Origin of the sequence: Lysinibacillus sp. NPDC098008 (assembly GCF_044760715.1) — a bacterium.
GTDB lineage: Bacteria > Bacillota > Bacilli > Bacillales_A > Planococcaceae > Lysinibacillus.
Map to the genome: position 1 here is coordinate 1 of NZ_JBIWBA010000028.1, position 15304 is coordinate 15304.

The 15304-nt window shown below is 36.0% G+C and carries 13 protein-coding genes; 7 read left to right on the plus strand and 6 right to left on the minus strand.

What is annotated here, in order from left to right; translation table 11 throughout:
* From ACIQVU_RS17880 to ACIQVU_RS17890, 3 genes are all read right to left on the minus strand, one after another.
* The coding region (locus ACIQVU_RS17880) for an amino acid ABC transporter permease (protein ID WP_402896576.1) at nt 1-741 on the minus strand (741 nt) is incomplete at its 3' end.
* A gap of 85 nt (nt 742-826) precedes the next feature.
* Entirely contained in the window at nt 827-1699 is an 873-nt protein-coding gene (locus tag ACIQVU_RS17885) for a transporter substrate-binding domain-containing protein (RefSeq protein WP_340808393.1), read from the minus strand.
* A gap of 3 nt (nt 1700-1702) precedes the next feature.
* Nucleotides 1703-2884, minus strand: coding sequence for an acyl-CoA dehydrogenase family protein (locus ACIQVU_RS17890; RefSeq protein ID WP_402896578.1), 1182 nt, complete (start codon nt 2882-2884; stop codon nt 1703-1705).
* A 287-nt stretch (nt 2885-3171) separates the two neighbouring features.
* Between ACIQVU_RS17890 and ACIQVU_RS17895 the strand changes: the two genes are divergently transcribed.
* Nucleotides 3172-3918, plus strand: coding sequence for a hypothetical protein (locus ACIQVU_RS17895; RefSeq protein ID WP_340808395.1), 747 nt, complete (start codon nt 3172-3174; stop codon nt 3916-3918).
* Nucleotides 3919-3973: 55 nt separating this feature from the next.
* Here the strand turns inward: ACIQVU_RS17895 and ACIQVU_RS17900 are convergent, their stop codons facing one another.
* The gene (locus tag ACIQVU_RS17900) at nt 3974-4348 is read right to left on the minus strand and encodes a VOC family protein (protein ID WP_340808396.1); all 375 of its coding nucleotides are present in this window, start codon (nt 4346-4348) and stop codon (nt 3974-3976) included.
* Nucleotides 4349-4594: 246 nt separating this feature from the next.
* On the opposite strand from ACIQVU_RS17900, the gene ACIQVU_RS17905 reads away from it, so the two are divergent.
* Together ACIQVU_RS17905 and ACIQVU_RS17910 are read left to right on the plus strand one after the other, a co-directional pair.
* Nucleotides 4595-6544, plus strand: coding sequence for a methyl-accepting chemotaxis protein (locus ACIQVU_RS17905; protein ID WP_340808397.1), 1950 nt, complete (start codon nt 4595-4597; stop codon nt 6542-6544).
* A 480-nt stretch (nt 6545-7024) separates the two neighbouring features.
* Nucleotides 7025-8974 carry a methyl-accepting chemotaxis protein gene (locus tag ACIQVU_RS17910; RefSeq protein WP_402896580.1) on the plus strand — a complete coding sequence of 650 codons (1950 nt, stop codon included), beginning with the start codon at nt 7025-7027 and terminating at the stop codon, nt 8972-8974.
* A 174-nt stretch (nt 8975-9148) separates the two neighbouring features.
* Here ACIQVU_RS17910 and ACIQVU_RS17915 read toward each other — a convergent pair whose 3' ends face one another.
* Nucleotides 9149-9568, minus strand: coding sequence for a VOC family protein (locus ACIQVU_RS17915; RefSeq protein ID WP_340808399.1), 420 nt, complete (start codon nt 9566-9568; stop codon nt 9149-9151).
* Nucleotides 9569-9793: 225 nt separating this feature from the next.
* Between ACIQVU_RS17915 and guaC the strand changes: the two genes are divergently transcribed.
* The 3 genes from guaC (at nt 9794) to ACIQVU_RS17930 (ending at nt 13696) form a co-directional block, all read left to right on the plus strand.
* On the plus strand, nt 9794-10777 hold the full coding sequence (guaC, locus tag ACIQVU_RS17920; protein WP_340808400.1) for a GMP reductase: 984 nt from the start codon (nt 9794-9796) through the stop codon (nt 10775-10777).
* A 193-nt stretch (nt 10778-10970) separates the two neighbouring features.
* Complete coding sequence (locus ACIQVU_RS17925; protein ID WP_402896583.1) at nt 10971-12704, plus strand: methyl-accepting chemotaxis protein; 1734 nt, start codon at nt 10971-10973, stop codon at nt 12702-12704.
* 239 nt (nt 12705-12943) lie between these two features.
* Nucleotides 12944-13696: a hypothetical protein gene (locus ACIQVU_RS17930; protein ID WP_340808402.1), complete on the plus strand. Its 753-nt coding sequence runs from the start codon at nt 12944-12946 to the stop codon at nt 13694-13696.
* Between the two features lie 644 nt (nt 13697-14340).
* Here ACIQVU_RS17930 and ACIQVU_RS17935 read toward each other — a convergent pair.
* A complete protein-coding gene (locus ACIQVU_RS17935; protein WP_340808403.1) occupies nt 14341-14565 on the minus strand; it encodes a phosphate-starvation-inducible protein PsiE in 225 nt (74 codons plus the stop codon).
* A gap of 217 nt (nt 14566-14782) precedes the next feature.
* Here ACIQVU_RS17935 and psiE point away from each other — a divergent pair, with 217 nt between their 5' ends.
* Nucleotides 14783-15238 carry a phosphate-starvation-inducible protein PsiE gene (psiE, locus tag ACIQVU_RS17940; protein ID WP_340808404.1) on the plus strand — a complete coding sequence of 152 codons (456 nt, stop codon included), beginning with the start codon at nt 14783-14785 and terminating at the stop codon, nt 15236-15238.
* Nucleotides 15239-15304: the final 66 nt, after the last annotated feature.

Consider the following 15304-nt stretch of genomic DNA (forward strand, 5'->3'; position numbering starts at 1 on the left):
TTTTTTCATTTTTTTAGTGAAAAAGAGAATCCCACAGGAAAGGCGATAAATCGCCTTTCCTGTGGGATTTTGTATTTGGGTGTGAATAATTAGGGTTTCAATAATAATGGATAGCACCCAATAAACAATTGCTAAAGCAATATAAACCTCTAATGCATGGGCATTAATATTACTTGCAATAATTAAATTTGCCTTACCAACAATATCAATTAAACCGATTGTATAGGCTAAAGCACCCTCCTGTAATAAAGCAATCATGCCATTGCCAAAGTTCGGCAATGCAATAACAAGTGCCTGTGGAAAAATAATTCGTCGATATGCTTGGAATGGTGTCAATCCTACACTAACAGCCGCCTCAAACTGTCCCTTTGGAATGGCTAAATAAGCCGAACGAATCACCTCTGACATAATCGCAGCAAACTGCAATGTAAATGTGATAACAACAAAAATAGCTGTTTCAATGGAGTGAAGATTTAGTCCAAAATTTTCCGCCAATGCAGGAACACCATAATAAACTAAAAATAATAAAACAATGGATGGTGTACAGCGCATAATTGTTGTATATAAATTGGCTAATTTCTGTAGTAGCTTAATAGAAGATAGCTTAGCAGCAGCTAATAATATGCCAAATATTACACCTAAAATAATTGCAGACCCTGCTACTAAAAATGTAATCTTTAAAAACGGTAATAACATTGGAATTGAGTTCCAAATATAGGATGCGTCAAAATATTTATCCATTCCCTCACCAACTTTTACTTTTATGAATAAAGACTGCTGAGCTATAACTGACCCAGCAGCCTCTTAAAATTTTTATATTCAACAACTAACGATTAACATTTTCTAATACTTCAAATAAATCACGACCATAAAATTCTGTGCTGATGTCATTTGTTTTCTTTTGCTCTTTAATTTGGGCAATAGCTTTATCGTAGGCATCAGCAAATTCTTGCTCCTTTTTATTAAACAGTGGCCATGTTTTAATAACCGCAAATTCATTATAAACAACGTCATCCTTTAAGTTATGGTAAGGTCCATCTTCTGCAAGAACCTGTTGTTTAAATGGACCTTCAATCATAACACCACCATCAACACGCCCCTCATTTACCCATTGCACAACATCGACTGTAAATGCATCACCAGCCTCTAGCTTTACTTCATTATCTGGATTCGCTGTATTGTACTCATCAATAATTGTATACTGTGCATTATTAGCGGCAATCGGAGCTAGCGAATAACCCTTCGTCGCAAAGTCCTCTAGTGTTTTCACATCTTCATCCTCTTTACGCAACACAAGACCTGCACTACTTAGTCCTATAAATTCTTGTGGGAAAATAAATTTCTCTTTACGCTCCTCTGTAAAGAATGCATTTTTGACACCTACCTGATATTTACCTTGCTCTACCCCGATTAATAAATCATCGCTTGTTGTCCCAACATATTCAAACTCATACTCAGGTAGTAATTCATCCACAAGCTTCATTACCTCTACATCATAGCCTGTTGGATTGCCATTATCGTCAATATAGCTAATTGGCTTTGTTGCCTGATCAAATGCCACCTTAACTGTGCGAACCTTATCACCATCACCTGAACCTTTATCATCAGATGCTTCTCCTGAATTACAGCCTGCTAAAAGTGCAATAGAAGCCAATCCAATTGCTGCAAATTGAAAAATCTTATTTTTTTGTTTTAACATATCTTATTTCCCCTTACTCTCGGCATATTTTAATTTTTGCTGCTCAAGCGCAGACGTTGCTAATTTGATAATCGTCATATCATCCATCGGTGGATTATGAAGCCCAGCCCGCACATTGCGATAATAGCGCTGTAATGGATTTGCTAGCTGTAAGCTTTTTGCTCCAACAACACGCATTGCCTTATCAACAATATCAATCGCTATATTTGTAACGGTATGTTTAGCAACTGCCATTTCATTTGTTAATTTGTCACGTCTTGCTGGGTCATCATAAGCCTCTGCTACTCCATATAGCACAAATCGAGCCTGATCTAGCTTTAATTCAATATCTCCCAAAAGCTGCTGTACATTTGGTAATGTACCAATTGGTGCATTTAAGCTATTTGGCTGGTAATGGTTTGCAAAATGAAGCGCATAGTCACGAGCTGCTTGTGCAATCCCTAAATATGTTGCAGGAATATGTAGTAACCAACCATTTATTTTGCCGCCACTAGGATGATTTGGTAATTCTACTAAAAACTCTTTTGCGACAACAACATCCTGTAATACAAGATCATGGCTACTTGTGCCACGCATGGCAGACATTTTCCAATTTTCTTCAATCGATAATCCTTGTGCATCTTTATGGATAAGGAAAAACCCGATTTGCTGTTGTTCTTCAATCCAAGCAGATGTAAGGAAATAATCAAGCACTGGGGATGCTGTTGTAAAGATTTTGCGACCATTCAACAGCCAGCCAGCCTTTGTAGAAACTGCATTTGTTCCTGGTCGTCCCCCACGTGTTGGGCTTCCAGTTGCCGCTTCGCTAACAGCTCTATTGATAATTGCCCCCTTCTTGATTTCTTGAGCGAATGCTGTTAATAGCTCCTCTGCCCATAGCTTTTGCTCATATATTTCACCAACAACCCCTAGCGTCCAGCCAAGTGATAGTGAGGCATTCTCGTCATAGCTTGCTAGCGTTTCTTGCACAAGCACCATCTCGTAGACCGATAACCCCTCTCCTCCATATTCCTTCGGTAAAGTGAACTGTGGGTAGCCAATTTGTAAAAGTAATCGATGTGCTTCAAATGGGAAACGAGCTTGCTCATCTACCTCAGCAGCTTCCGCCTTAATTGGCTCTGCAATAGCTGCCAACTGCTCTAACAAAAATTGTTGTCGCTCTGTTTTTATAAATAAATTTTTCAAACTAAATCTCCTTCTTTCCCATATATCAATTATGACTTCATGAATATTACACCAAATCAATATAAAACTTATAAACTTACTATGAATTAAGCGTAAAAAAATTTTTTATCGTATTTATGTTTAATCGGTACTGAATTTTCTGATTCGTTGAAACTTATAATACGTTTCACCTTAAAAAATGTCAATGGGTTAATTTCAAGTTTTTTGATTAGCTTAATAAGAATTAGAATTTTATGCACGTAGCTTTATTTTCAACATATGCTAGCACTAAGGAAAGAGGTGGATATATGACTAATTCTATACATTCATCACAACATATGAATAGCGCTGCTTATTCAACTCCACAGGTGATTCAAACAAAATTTGGAGATATTAATGGCGATGGCTTTTTTGAAACTATTTTTTTAATGGGCACAAAACAGCCTGATAGCCCCTTATGGCACAACCTGACATTAGCTATTTTCTATGGGCAAACACAGCAGATGGAACAACTTCCATTAAAACAAAGCATGGGCTACAATCCAACTATTTTTTTAGGCGATTTTACAGACAATCATATTGAGGATATTATGGCTATTTCTGATACAGGGGGTAGCGGTGGTATTATCAATGGAGAAATATTTTCTTTTGTAAGTAACCAAGTACGCTCTATTTTTGATGCAGAGTCTTTTAGTAATAGGCTTCAATATACTGTTAATTATGTAGACAACTACAAGGCTGTTGTGCAAAGCAGGAGTCCTGCTAAAAAATACACGATTGATTTACAATATAAAGGAGCCGACTATTTAGCGGAAATTTATAATCCAGATGGTACATTAAAACAGCCTATTGAGGGCTGGGTAGACCCTATTAGCGGGCTATATCCTGTAGATTATAATCGAGATGGTGTGTATGAAATTTTAGCATACCAAGCCATTGCAGGTAGATACCATGCAGATGGACTAGGCTATGTAGAAAATATTTTAGCATGGAACGGTCATGAGTTTATTATAGAGCGCCAAACCGTTGGGATATTCGGAGAGGATTTATCATAAAAGACAAAATCTGCTCACCTTTTTTGATAAAGGTCGAGCAGATTCTACGAAATTGTTATTTTTCAACCAAGGCAAAGTAGTTATTTTCAGGATCAGCAAAGTTAAAAACTCTTCCCATTGGCATCATCACTAAATCGCCCACTTTAATCCCCTTCTGCTGAAAATCCTGATACATCTCTTCAATTTGATCAGCGTAAAACATAATAGAAGGTGTACCTAAATTTAGCTCTGGCTGCATTTTGGCAATAAGCTCTTTATTGTGTAAGACAAAGGATGTTTGTGCTTCCTTTGTTGGTGCAATTTCAATCCAACGCATCCCTGTCTCCTCTTGCTCTGCAACAACAACAAACCCCACTTTTTCTGTCCAAAACTTAACTGCTTCATCTTGGTTATTGACATATAGCATTACCTGTCCAATTTGATGAATCATAACAGCATCCCTCCTCTTTTGAGCATTAGTATACCTCAATCAACTACTCCTTACTATAAAGAACAGCAACTTGCTTACGTTTATAATAGGTATATCGAACCTTCGATTAGCAATAAACATTACTAGTAAATAATTAATATAAAATACTTAACATTTATTTTATTTTTGATAAAATAAGCATATTGTCTATGCTTTCCTTTCTACGGAAAATTATACAACAAAAATAATATTGTGAGGATACGACAGATGAAACAATTTAGTTTAAGAAAAAAGCTTATTTTTTCGTTTTTAGCGATACTTCTTGTTCCAACACTGCTTATTGGAACAGTTTCATATCAAAGCACTGAAAAGAAGATACTAGAAGAACAACAAGCAAGTGCAAGCGAAAGTGTCCGTATGCTGGATACAAACATTACAAATACCATTGAGCCAAAGCTACAAGATGTTCAATATTTCGCGCAAAAGTTTAATCAATCTTATTCACAAGAGGATAAAATCTCCGAACTTCAATCACTATTGCAAGAATACGTCAATATGCATTCAGAAGTAGAGCTTGTTTATATTGGATTTGCTGATGGTAAATTAGTAGACGAACCTGCTCAAGAGTATCCTGATGATTTTGACCCTCGTACAAGACCTTGGTATAAGCAAGCATTAGATAGCAATGGCAAGGTCTCCATTACAGCTCCATATATTACGGAATCTACAGGTGATATTGTTATTACAATTACCCAAGCCTTACCAGATGGCTCAGGAGTGATAGGGCTAGACCTAAATATATCGATGCTTAATAGCATTACAAATGATATAAGCATTGGGCAAACAGGCTTTGCTTCACTTTTGGATCACAATCAGCTCTATATTGCTCAGCCGAATAAAGAAAGTGGTACAGAGGCAACAGAAAATTATATCAAAAAAGTTTACGCACAAGAAAATGGGACTATTTATGAAAAAGATCGTCATTTACTGTTTGTAACAAATGAACTTACTGACTGGAAAATTATCGGAACAATGTTTACGAATGAAGCTTCGAAAGCGGCTGCTTCAGCATTTACAATTAACTTAATAATTATCGGTATTTCGATAATTATTGGTCTGTTCTTTATGCTCTATATGATTAAATCAATTGTGAAGCCAATTAATCAATTAAAGCAAAATGCTTTAATAATTAGCGAGGGAGATTTAACAGCGTTTATTGATATCCATTCTAACGATGAAATCGGGCAGCTTGGCGAGGCCTTTATTTCAATGAAGGTTAGCCTGAAAAAGCTAATTCGTAATGTGACACAAAGCTCTCAGCATGTTCAAACCTCAGCACAAAATTTATCTGCTAATGCAGAGCAAAATATTGCGGCTACAGAACAAATTACTACGGCAACACAGCAAATGGCTAGTAGTACAGAAAAACAGACAGTTAGTATTGAGCAAAATGCTACCTCTATTGAGGAAGTTGCCAAAGGGGTTGTAGAGGTTGCTGATAATGCTATGCAAGTTTCAGACCTATCTAGCCACGCTATCCAATTAGCCGAACAAGGTGGACAGGCAGTCGAACAAACCGCTAAACAAATGGCATCCATCCATGACTCTGTGACACAATCAGACACAATGATTAAATCACTCTATGATCGTACAAAGGAAATTGGCTCTATTTTAGAAATGATTAGCGCTATTTCAGAACAAACAAACCTTCTTGCTTTAAATGCAGCTATCGAGGCGGCACGTGCTGGCGAGCATGGCAAAGGCTTTGCTGTTGTAGCAGACGAAGTACGCAAATTAGCCGAGCAATCCCAGCAATCCGCAGAGCAAATTTCAATGTTGATTTCGGGAATTCAACAGGATACAGCAAAATCTGTCCAAACAATGGTTATGGCATCAGAAAATGTTCAAGACGGCTTACAATTAACAAAGGATACAAGACAAAAGTTTAACAACATTATTGAAAGCCTTCGCAATATCGCACCTAAAATGGAGGATATATCTGCTTCAACTCAAGAAATATCCGCAGTTGTAGAGGAAGTTTCCGCAACAGCGATTGAGCTATCCGACCATGCGAAGTTAAATGCTGCTGCGACGGAGGAAATAGCCGCCTCATCAGAGCAAACATTATCCTCCATACAAGATATGGCGCTATCATCAAAAGCACTACTCGATATGGCTGATGAATTACAGGAGTATGTAAATCGTTTTAAATATTAAAGGCTACAGAAATTCAACAACAAGCTCGAACGATCACGAAATTTTTATCTTAGTTCAGCATTCGTCCCCTTCCCCTGCAGGTAGGGGATAAATGCTTTTTACCTCTGTTCAGAAGGTGACCGAACGCATTGTTTATCTGCGCTTCGTCATTGTTCGAGCTTTTTATTTATACTTATAATAGGCACATTCCAAAACGATTATTTCCCTTTTATTTACGATTCCCCTATTTATTATATAAGAATATCTATCATCATGTTTTCACTAACAGTTTATATTGTTTTATGCTGTTAAAAGTAGAGTAACGCAAATTTTATTTCCAGATTTTTCGAAAAATTATATTGATTAATAGTCATTTTACTCTTAGAATCAGATTAAAACCTTTGAACTACTAAAAATTAGTTATTTTTCAGTACATACAGCCTGCTGTTGTCGCTTTAGTCGTTCAATCAATACATAAATATTATGGGAGGGCTACATATTATGAAACAAATCAGTTTAAGAAAGAAGCTTATCTTTGCCTTCTTGGTAATACTGCTTGTTCCGACAATTTTAATTGGTACAATCTCCTTTCAAAGTACCAAAGATCAAATTTTAGCTGAACAGCAGGCAAGTGCAACTGACAGTGTTCGTATGTTAAATACAAATATTATAAGTATGATTGCTCCAAAAGTACACGATATTGAGTATTTTGCTAGCAAAATAGATGGGTCTTATTTGCAAGATGATAAAAGAGCTGAATTAAAAGGTCTTTTTCAAGAATATATTAATACCCATCCAGAAGTAGAGCTACTATATATAGGTACGGCTGATGGTCGAATTATTGATGAGCCTGTTCATGACTATGCAAGCGATTATGATCCTCGTGTTCGCTCTTGGTATACTGAAGCTTTTGATCATAAAGGACAGACTTCCATTACATCTCCATATATATCGAAATCTACAAATAATATAGTTGTTACAGTTATGCAGACACTTCCTGATGAATCAGGAGTTATCGCCTTGGACTTAAATATTTCTGTTTTAAGTGCTATAACGGATGAAACACGTATTGGTAAAACAGGCTTTGCCTCTATTATCGATAGCAATAAGCATTATATTGTCCAAAAGGATAAAGAGAGTGGCTCTGAAGCTACAGAAAGCTATATTGATAAAATTTTTGAAAAAGATGCAGGAACTGTTGTTGAAAGCGATCGCCATTTACAATTTGCTACAAATGAACTTACAGGTTGGAAAATTATTGGTACAATGTATACGGTGGAGGCTACAAATGCAGCAATCTCCACACTGCGTATTAACTTAATTATTATTACAATTTCCATTATTGCAGGTATTATCTTTATGCTCTATATGATTAAATCAATTGTTCATCCAATTAAGAGCTTACAACAAAGTGCATTAAAAATTAGTGAGGGCGATTTAACAGAGTTTATTGATATTCATACAAAGGACGAAATTGGACAGCTTGGCGAGGCATTTGTTGCCATGAAGGTTAACTTAAAAAAACTTATTCGCAATGTTGACCAAAGCTCACAGCATGTCCAAACTGCTGCACAGGGGCTTTCAGCAAATGCTGAGCAAAATATTGCTACATCCGAACAAGTCACAGAGGCTATGAGACAGGTAGCCGTTAGCACTGAGAAACAAACAACAGGAATTGATCAAAACGCTATTTCAGTCGAGGAGATTGCTAAAGGTGTTGTAGAGGTTGCTGATAGTGCCCTACAAGTGTCAGACCTATCTAGTCAAGCTATTCAGCTAGCAGAAGAAGGTGGACAATCTGTTGAGCAAACCGTTAATCAAATGGTATCTATTCATGACTCTGTGGCACAATCAGATACAATGATTAAATCACTATTTGATCGTACAAAAGAAATAGGCTCCATTATTGAAATTATTAGTGCTATTTCAGACCAGACAAATCTTCTTGCTTTAAATGCGGCTATTGAAGCGGCACGTGCTGGCGAGCATGGTAAGGGCTTTGCTGTTGTTGCAGATGAAGTACGTAAATTAGCTGAGCAATCCCACCAATCCGCAGAGCAAATTTCGATGCTGATTTCAGGAATTCAGCAAGATACAGCAAAATCTGTGCAAACAATGACAAAGGCTTCGGCTGATGTACAAGAAGGCTTACAATTATCTGAAGATACAAAGGAAAAGTTTGCAAGTATTATCGACAGCTTGCGAGAGATGGCTCCGAAAATGGAAGATATATCGGCTTCAGCTCAAGAAATATCAGCGGTTGTTGAGGAAGTTTCGGCAACAGCTATTGAACTATCTGACCATGCGAAGCTAAATGCTGCTGCCTCTGAGGAAGTAGCTGCATCAACCGATGAAACACTATCTTCCATGCAGGAAATTGCCTCCTCTGCCAAGACATTACTCGACATGGCTGATGAATTACAAGGCTACGTAGACCGTTTCCACTATTAAATAAGTAAGGCTGTAGAGAACGTAAATATTCTCTACAGCCTTTTTGTACACATTTTATCCTGTATTAATAATTTTGGGTGTACCGAAAGCGAAGCGACAAATCTTTTCTGCACGAAAGCAAGGCATCAAGCAGCAAGTACAGGCTGTAAGACCCCCACTGATTGAAGGTTCACTTTATGCATTTACTTCATGACCAAATTGCCATTCAATACCGAATTTATCTGTTAATGAGCCATAGCACTTACTCCAAAATGTTTCTTGAAGCTCCATCTTAACTTTGCCACCATCTTTTAGTTTATCAAATGCTTGTCGCAGCTGTTCCTCATCATCGGAAACAATTGCTAATGTAATATTGTTCCCTGCTGTAAAAGGTGAGCCTGGAAATGTATCTGAGAACATTACCCTACTACCGAAAATGGAAAGTCTTGTATGCATCACAAGGTCTTTTGCTTCCTCAGGTAATGGATAATCAGGATTTTGAGGCGAATCGCCAAATGTCATCATTTCAGCCTTCTCTGTCTGAAAAACATCTTCATAAAATGCTACAGCCTCACGACAATTACCATTAAAAATTAAATAAACATCTACTGCCATTTCCAACACTCCCTTGCGCTATTTTAAAACATCTTTATTGTACATGGATGATAACTTATAACACAAATTATAAGTGAAAATATTCTTGCTTTTTAGTTTCTACTGTAAAAATTTTATTTATTTGCACAAATGCTTTGACATTTACTCAAAAATCATGTAAATTACCAAATGGCGAACAATTTAAATAAATTCAAAAAAAATATTCGTATTTTAGGAGTGTATATAATGGATAATGTATTTGACTATGAGGATATTCAACTAATTCCCGCAAAATGTATCGTAGAAAGCCGTTCAGAATGTGATACTTCTGTTACTTTAGGAGGGCATACGTTCAAGCTTCCTGTAGTACCTGCAAATATGCAAACAATTATTGATGAAAACCTTGCTAAAATGTTAGCTGAAAACGGTTACTTTTATATTATGCATCGCTTCCAGCCGGAAACACGTATAGGCTTTATTCAAGATATGCAAAGTCGTGGCTTTATCGCATCAATTAGTGTTGGTGTAAAAGAGGAAGAATATACATTTATTGAGGAATTAGCGGATGCAAATTTAGTACCTGAATTTATTACAATTGATATTGCACATGGTCATTCAAATGCTGTTATTCGTATGATTCAGCATATTAAAAAGCACTTGCCAAACAGCTTTGTTATTGCTGGTAATGTTGGTACACCAGAAGCAGTACGTGAGCTTGAAAATGCTGGTGCAGACGCTACGAAGGTTGGTATTGGACCAGGTAAAGTATGTATTACAAAAATTAAAACAGGCTTTGGTACAGGTGGCTGGCAGCTTGCTGCTCTACGCTGGTGTGCAAAGGCTGCTACAAAGCCAATTATTGCTGATGGTGGTATTCGCACACATGGAGATATCGCGAAATCTGTACGTTTTGGCGCATCAATGGTTATGATTGGTTCTTTATTTGCAGGTCATGAAGAATCACCTGGTGAAACAATTGAAATCGATGGTAAAGTTGTCAAGGAATACTTCGGCTCTGCCTCTGAATTCCAAAAAGGCGAGCGTAAAAATGTTGAGGGCAAAAAAATGTATGTAGAGCATAAAGGAAGTATTCAAGATACATTAATCGAAATGCAGCAAGACCTACAATCATCTATTTCCTATGCAGGTGGGACAAAGCTGGAATCTATTCGAAATGTTGATTATGTTATTGTGAAAAACTCTATCTTCAACGGAGATAAGGTGTACTAATAAAACACAGACCCAATTAAGAGCTACTACTCTTAGTTGGGTTTTTTGTTCCTCTGAAAATTTTATACCCACTGTCATTATAATGCATACTAAAATACCTTATTATATTATCTGAATTTTCTATTTTATTAGAAAAGTATATATTATAATAGAACTATATTGTATGTAGTATAGGGAAACGGAGGTTTTATCTATGATTAAATCAGTGCGTATTAAGCTTGTTAGTCTTGCAATTATCGTTATTTTAATAGCTACTGTATTAGTTGGCATCGTTAATTATGTTGTTTCCAAAGGCGAAATAGATGAAATAGGTCGACAAAGTCTTAAAAACGGTACACTCGGTATGCTTGAATTAATTGAACAGCTAGATACTCAAGTTCAAAATGGAACATTAACATTAGAAGAGGCTCAGGAAGCCGCACGAACACAAATTGTCGGGCAAAAAATTGAGGATAACAAACGCTCCATTGATAATCCCATAAAATATGGTGACAACTTCTATTTCTATGTTTTTCAAGATAATGGTATGGTAGAAGCGCATCCATCTTTAGATGGGCAAAATATTATTGACTTACAAACAGAGGATGGACGTTATTTTGTACAGGAAATGATTGATGCGGCAGGGGCTGGTGGAGGTTATGTCCGTTATGACTGGGCCCTCCCCTCTAACCCTGAAGTAGTAGCGCCTAAAATTACCTATGTGGCGATGGATGAGCATTGGGGCTGGATTATTGCAGCTGGTACGTATGAAATGGACTTTAATGCTGGCACTCAAAAAATTTTATATTACACACTTGGTATGACATTTCTTGCCACAATACTTGGTATGGCTCTCTTTTGGTTCTTCTCAGGCCGCATGACAGCCTATATACGTAAAATTATGGTTACAACATCGGATATTGCAAAAGGTAAGCTTACAGGTGAGGACATCCCTGTTACAACGGCAGACGAGCTAGGAATACTTGCTAATAACGTTAATAATATGAAGCATAGCCTACATGAAATGGTTAACAACACAAAAGATAGTGCATCCCAAATGAGAGTGTCCTCAGAGATGCTGAGCGCTATTACTGAGGAAACAACAGCCTCTGCTGAAGAAATCCATCAAGCCATCAACGATATTTCTAAAGGAGCTGTTGTACAAGCAGAGGAAGCTGAGATGGCAATTAGTAAAGTTGAAACACTTTCAGAGCTTATCTCACATGCTACTGATAAATATAGCGAAATTACTAAAAATATGAATGTTATCAATCAATCACAAGAAAATGGAAGACAAAAGGTAGATATCCTACTCCAAAATTCAAATGAATTTACTCAAGTAATTGAGGAGCTACGGGCAAACTTTTCAAACTTAACAAATCAAATGAAGGAAATTCATCAAGTTGTACAAACCATTACATCTATTTCTGAGCAAACAAATTTATTAGCATTAAACGCAAGCATAGAAGCTGCACGTGCAGGTGAGCATGGCAAAGGGTTTGCAGTCGTTGCAGAGGAAGTACGCCACCTCTCTGAGAACACAAATGAAGCTACAAATCGTGTTCGAAACTTATTACAGCGCATAGAGGTTGGTGCTGCTAATTCAGAGGAAAAGATGATTCATACGCTACAGCTCTCTCAAGATCAAGGAATGTCAATTACTGAAGTAAAGGGAGCCTTTACATTTTTAGCAGACTCCATTTCAGATATTACAGAGCATCTTGTTTCACTCGATAAAGGAATGAGAGAAATGGCTGAAAATCGTATAGTAGTCATTAATGCTATTAATGAAATAGCAAGTGTCGCTACACAATCTGCTGCTGCAACTGAACAAATCAATGCCTCTATTGATGAGCAAAAATCAGCCGTAACATCCATTATGCACTCCTCAACAGAGCTGCATACAGAAGCAGAACGCATGCATGACCTAGTAGAACGCTTTACATGATATAAAATAACCTAGTCATGTAAAGCTATATAGTTAGGCTACTTGCTTCCTTAATCCTAGGATCGCTAAGTAGCCTATTTTTCTTGTATTTAATCTTAATACCTATAAATAAAAAATTAAAAAGCTATTATTTCTTTAAGCTAAAAAAATAATAGCTTCTTTAGGATATAGTAATTAAAGGGTTTTCCATTAAAATATATATTCAATAGTATTAAAATTTGGAAAGGGGCAATTTGAAATTGAAAAAGGAATTTGGTGCGATATTATTGTTAAGTGCTGTTATGCTTTCAGGATGTGGTTCAGATAATATACAAAAGCAGGATTCTAATGAGGTATCAGCAACACAACAGGATACAAAAGATGCAAAATTAATTGGGACTTCTGAGGATAAAAAAGTGAAACTATATGAAGAAGCAAATGATATAAAGCTTGATGTGAATGGAAAAGTGAAGAATTTTAATTGGGAAAACCCTGGTAATACGGGGACAGACCCTCAAGTGTTTTATACAGATGTAACAGAAGATGGTGGAGAAGAGGCTGTTGTTATCATTAATACAGGTAGAGGGACCGAGCTAGATATATTTGATATTCATGTTGTGGATGAGGATTTACATGAAATAAAGGTTCCTGATTATAAGGAGATTACTGAGAACTATATAAAGTCAAATGTTGTGAAAAAAGATGCTAATACATTAGGTATTACAGCGAAGGTGCAAGGAACAGAGCATAATTTGGACTTTGATTTTGCTGATTTAGGTTTCGATCCACAGCCAGATTTAAAGTTAAAGCAGAATGAGCTTGCTTTCGGGGGTACAACCATTTATTTTTTAGAACATCAAAAGATAAAATTAAACCTTATAGGATCAGTGGCAATATCCGCAACTCCAACATATGTAGTTGATTTTATCATTACATATGCATTTGATAATACAAAGAATGAGTTTATCGTGGATCAAATAGATGTGAAACCTGTGGAATATAAAAAAGGATAACTATTTGATGAAACGGTCAGCCTAACAACCTTGGTTATTAAAGGCACTAAGCTATGAGGACTCGACTGGTAAGGAATACAGGCAATTTTAAATTTTTCAATGCTTTAAATGACAAAAACCTGCTTGTATAATAGCAGGTTTCAGACTGTATTATATAAATTGATGTGCAAGCATAAAGCCAATGGGGATCGTTAACCAAAGTAATAAGTTACTCACTATAATTTTAAAATAAGAAGCATTTTCTAACTTTTCTTTGTCAATGAATCTCCACATCAATAGTGTCCCAATAGCCCATATTGGTAAGATTAAAAAGAATTCTAATGTTAAAGCATTAGCGTCACCTATTGCCCCTTCTGCAAAAAAATAAGAAATTAATATTGCAAAAAACCACTAACTAAAACATTGACCTTAACTAAAATTGATTTTAATTTAAACACTTAAATATCATCCTCCCCTTTGCTCACATGTCATTACATCTAAATTATCAACAACAGATAGATACTTCCATTTGCGACACAGGGATAGCCTAAAAAACCACCTCTAAAATGATGTTGTATGTATTTATTACATACCCATTTTAGAGGTGGTTTATATCATGTCTTATGAAATACTTATGAATTTGCGTATAACCTTCTTCATTGTTCTTACAGTTTATTAATAACTGCGTGAAGTGTTTCCTTTAACTCTGCATCATGCTTAGAAAGGTCCACAAGATTTCCTAGACGCTCACGTAATACAGGACGCTCAATTACTAGTTTTTCATCAAGCACTTGTACAAGTAATTCAATAATCAGACGGTCACGAACATCTAATGCTTCTTCTAAACGTTCTGGTGTAATTTTCGCATCAGTTTTTGCAGCTTTTGCCATTTTAAAAACCCCTTTTAAATTTTATATTCATGCACATCTATTTTAGCATACTGGTAAATTATTTTGAAAACTTTCTTTCATAAAAATATACCAAAACTTTACAAAAAATAAAATAAAGCTTTACGATAAATTGTTATATTCATATCATAATGCAATGCTATTCAGCCATATGATATGATTAGCACTAATCATTTTTAACATGAATTGGAGGAATTGTATGCAGCAAAAAAGCTCAACTTATTCACAGCTTATACAGGCGATTCCTAAATCGCTACAGCTATTTTTGAATGTGTGCCTTGTACTATTAGCACTCATTCTATCCTTTTTGCTATTTAAAGAGCTGATTGAGTTTCTTAAAATATTACTATTTTCTAAGGAAGGTGGCGATTATAAGCTATTCCTTGCCAATATTCTTATTTTCTTTTTATACTTTGAATTTATCACAATGATTATTAAATATTTTAAAGAGAATTACCATTTCCCGCTTCGTTATTTTATTTACATTGGTATTACAGCAATGATTCGATTAATTATTGTTGAGCACGCCCACCCTCTAAACACTTTAATTTACTCATTGATTATTCTTATACTGATTATTAGTTATTTTATTATTAATATTACACCACTGGAAAGACCGCTTCGTTCATCAATTTTTACAAAAAAAGAGCATTAGCCATCGCCTAAAATGAAATGGCCATTTTCCTTTAAAGCATGAGAGGTTTCATATACTAACAAATTA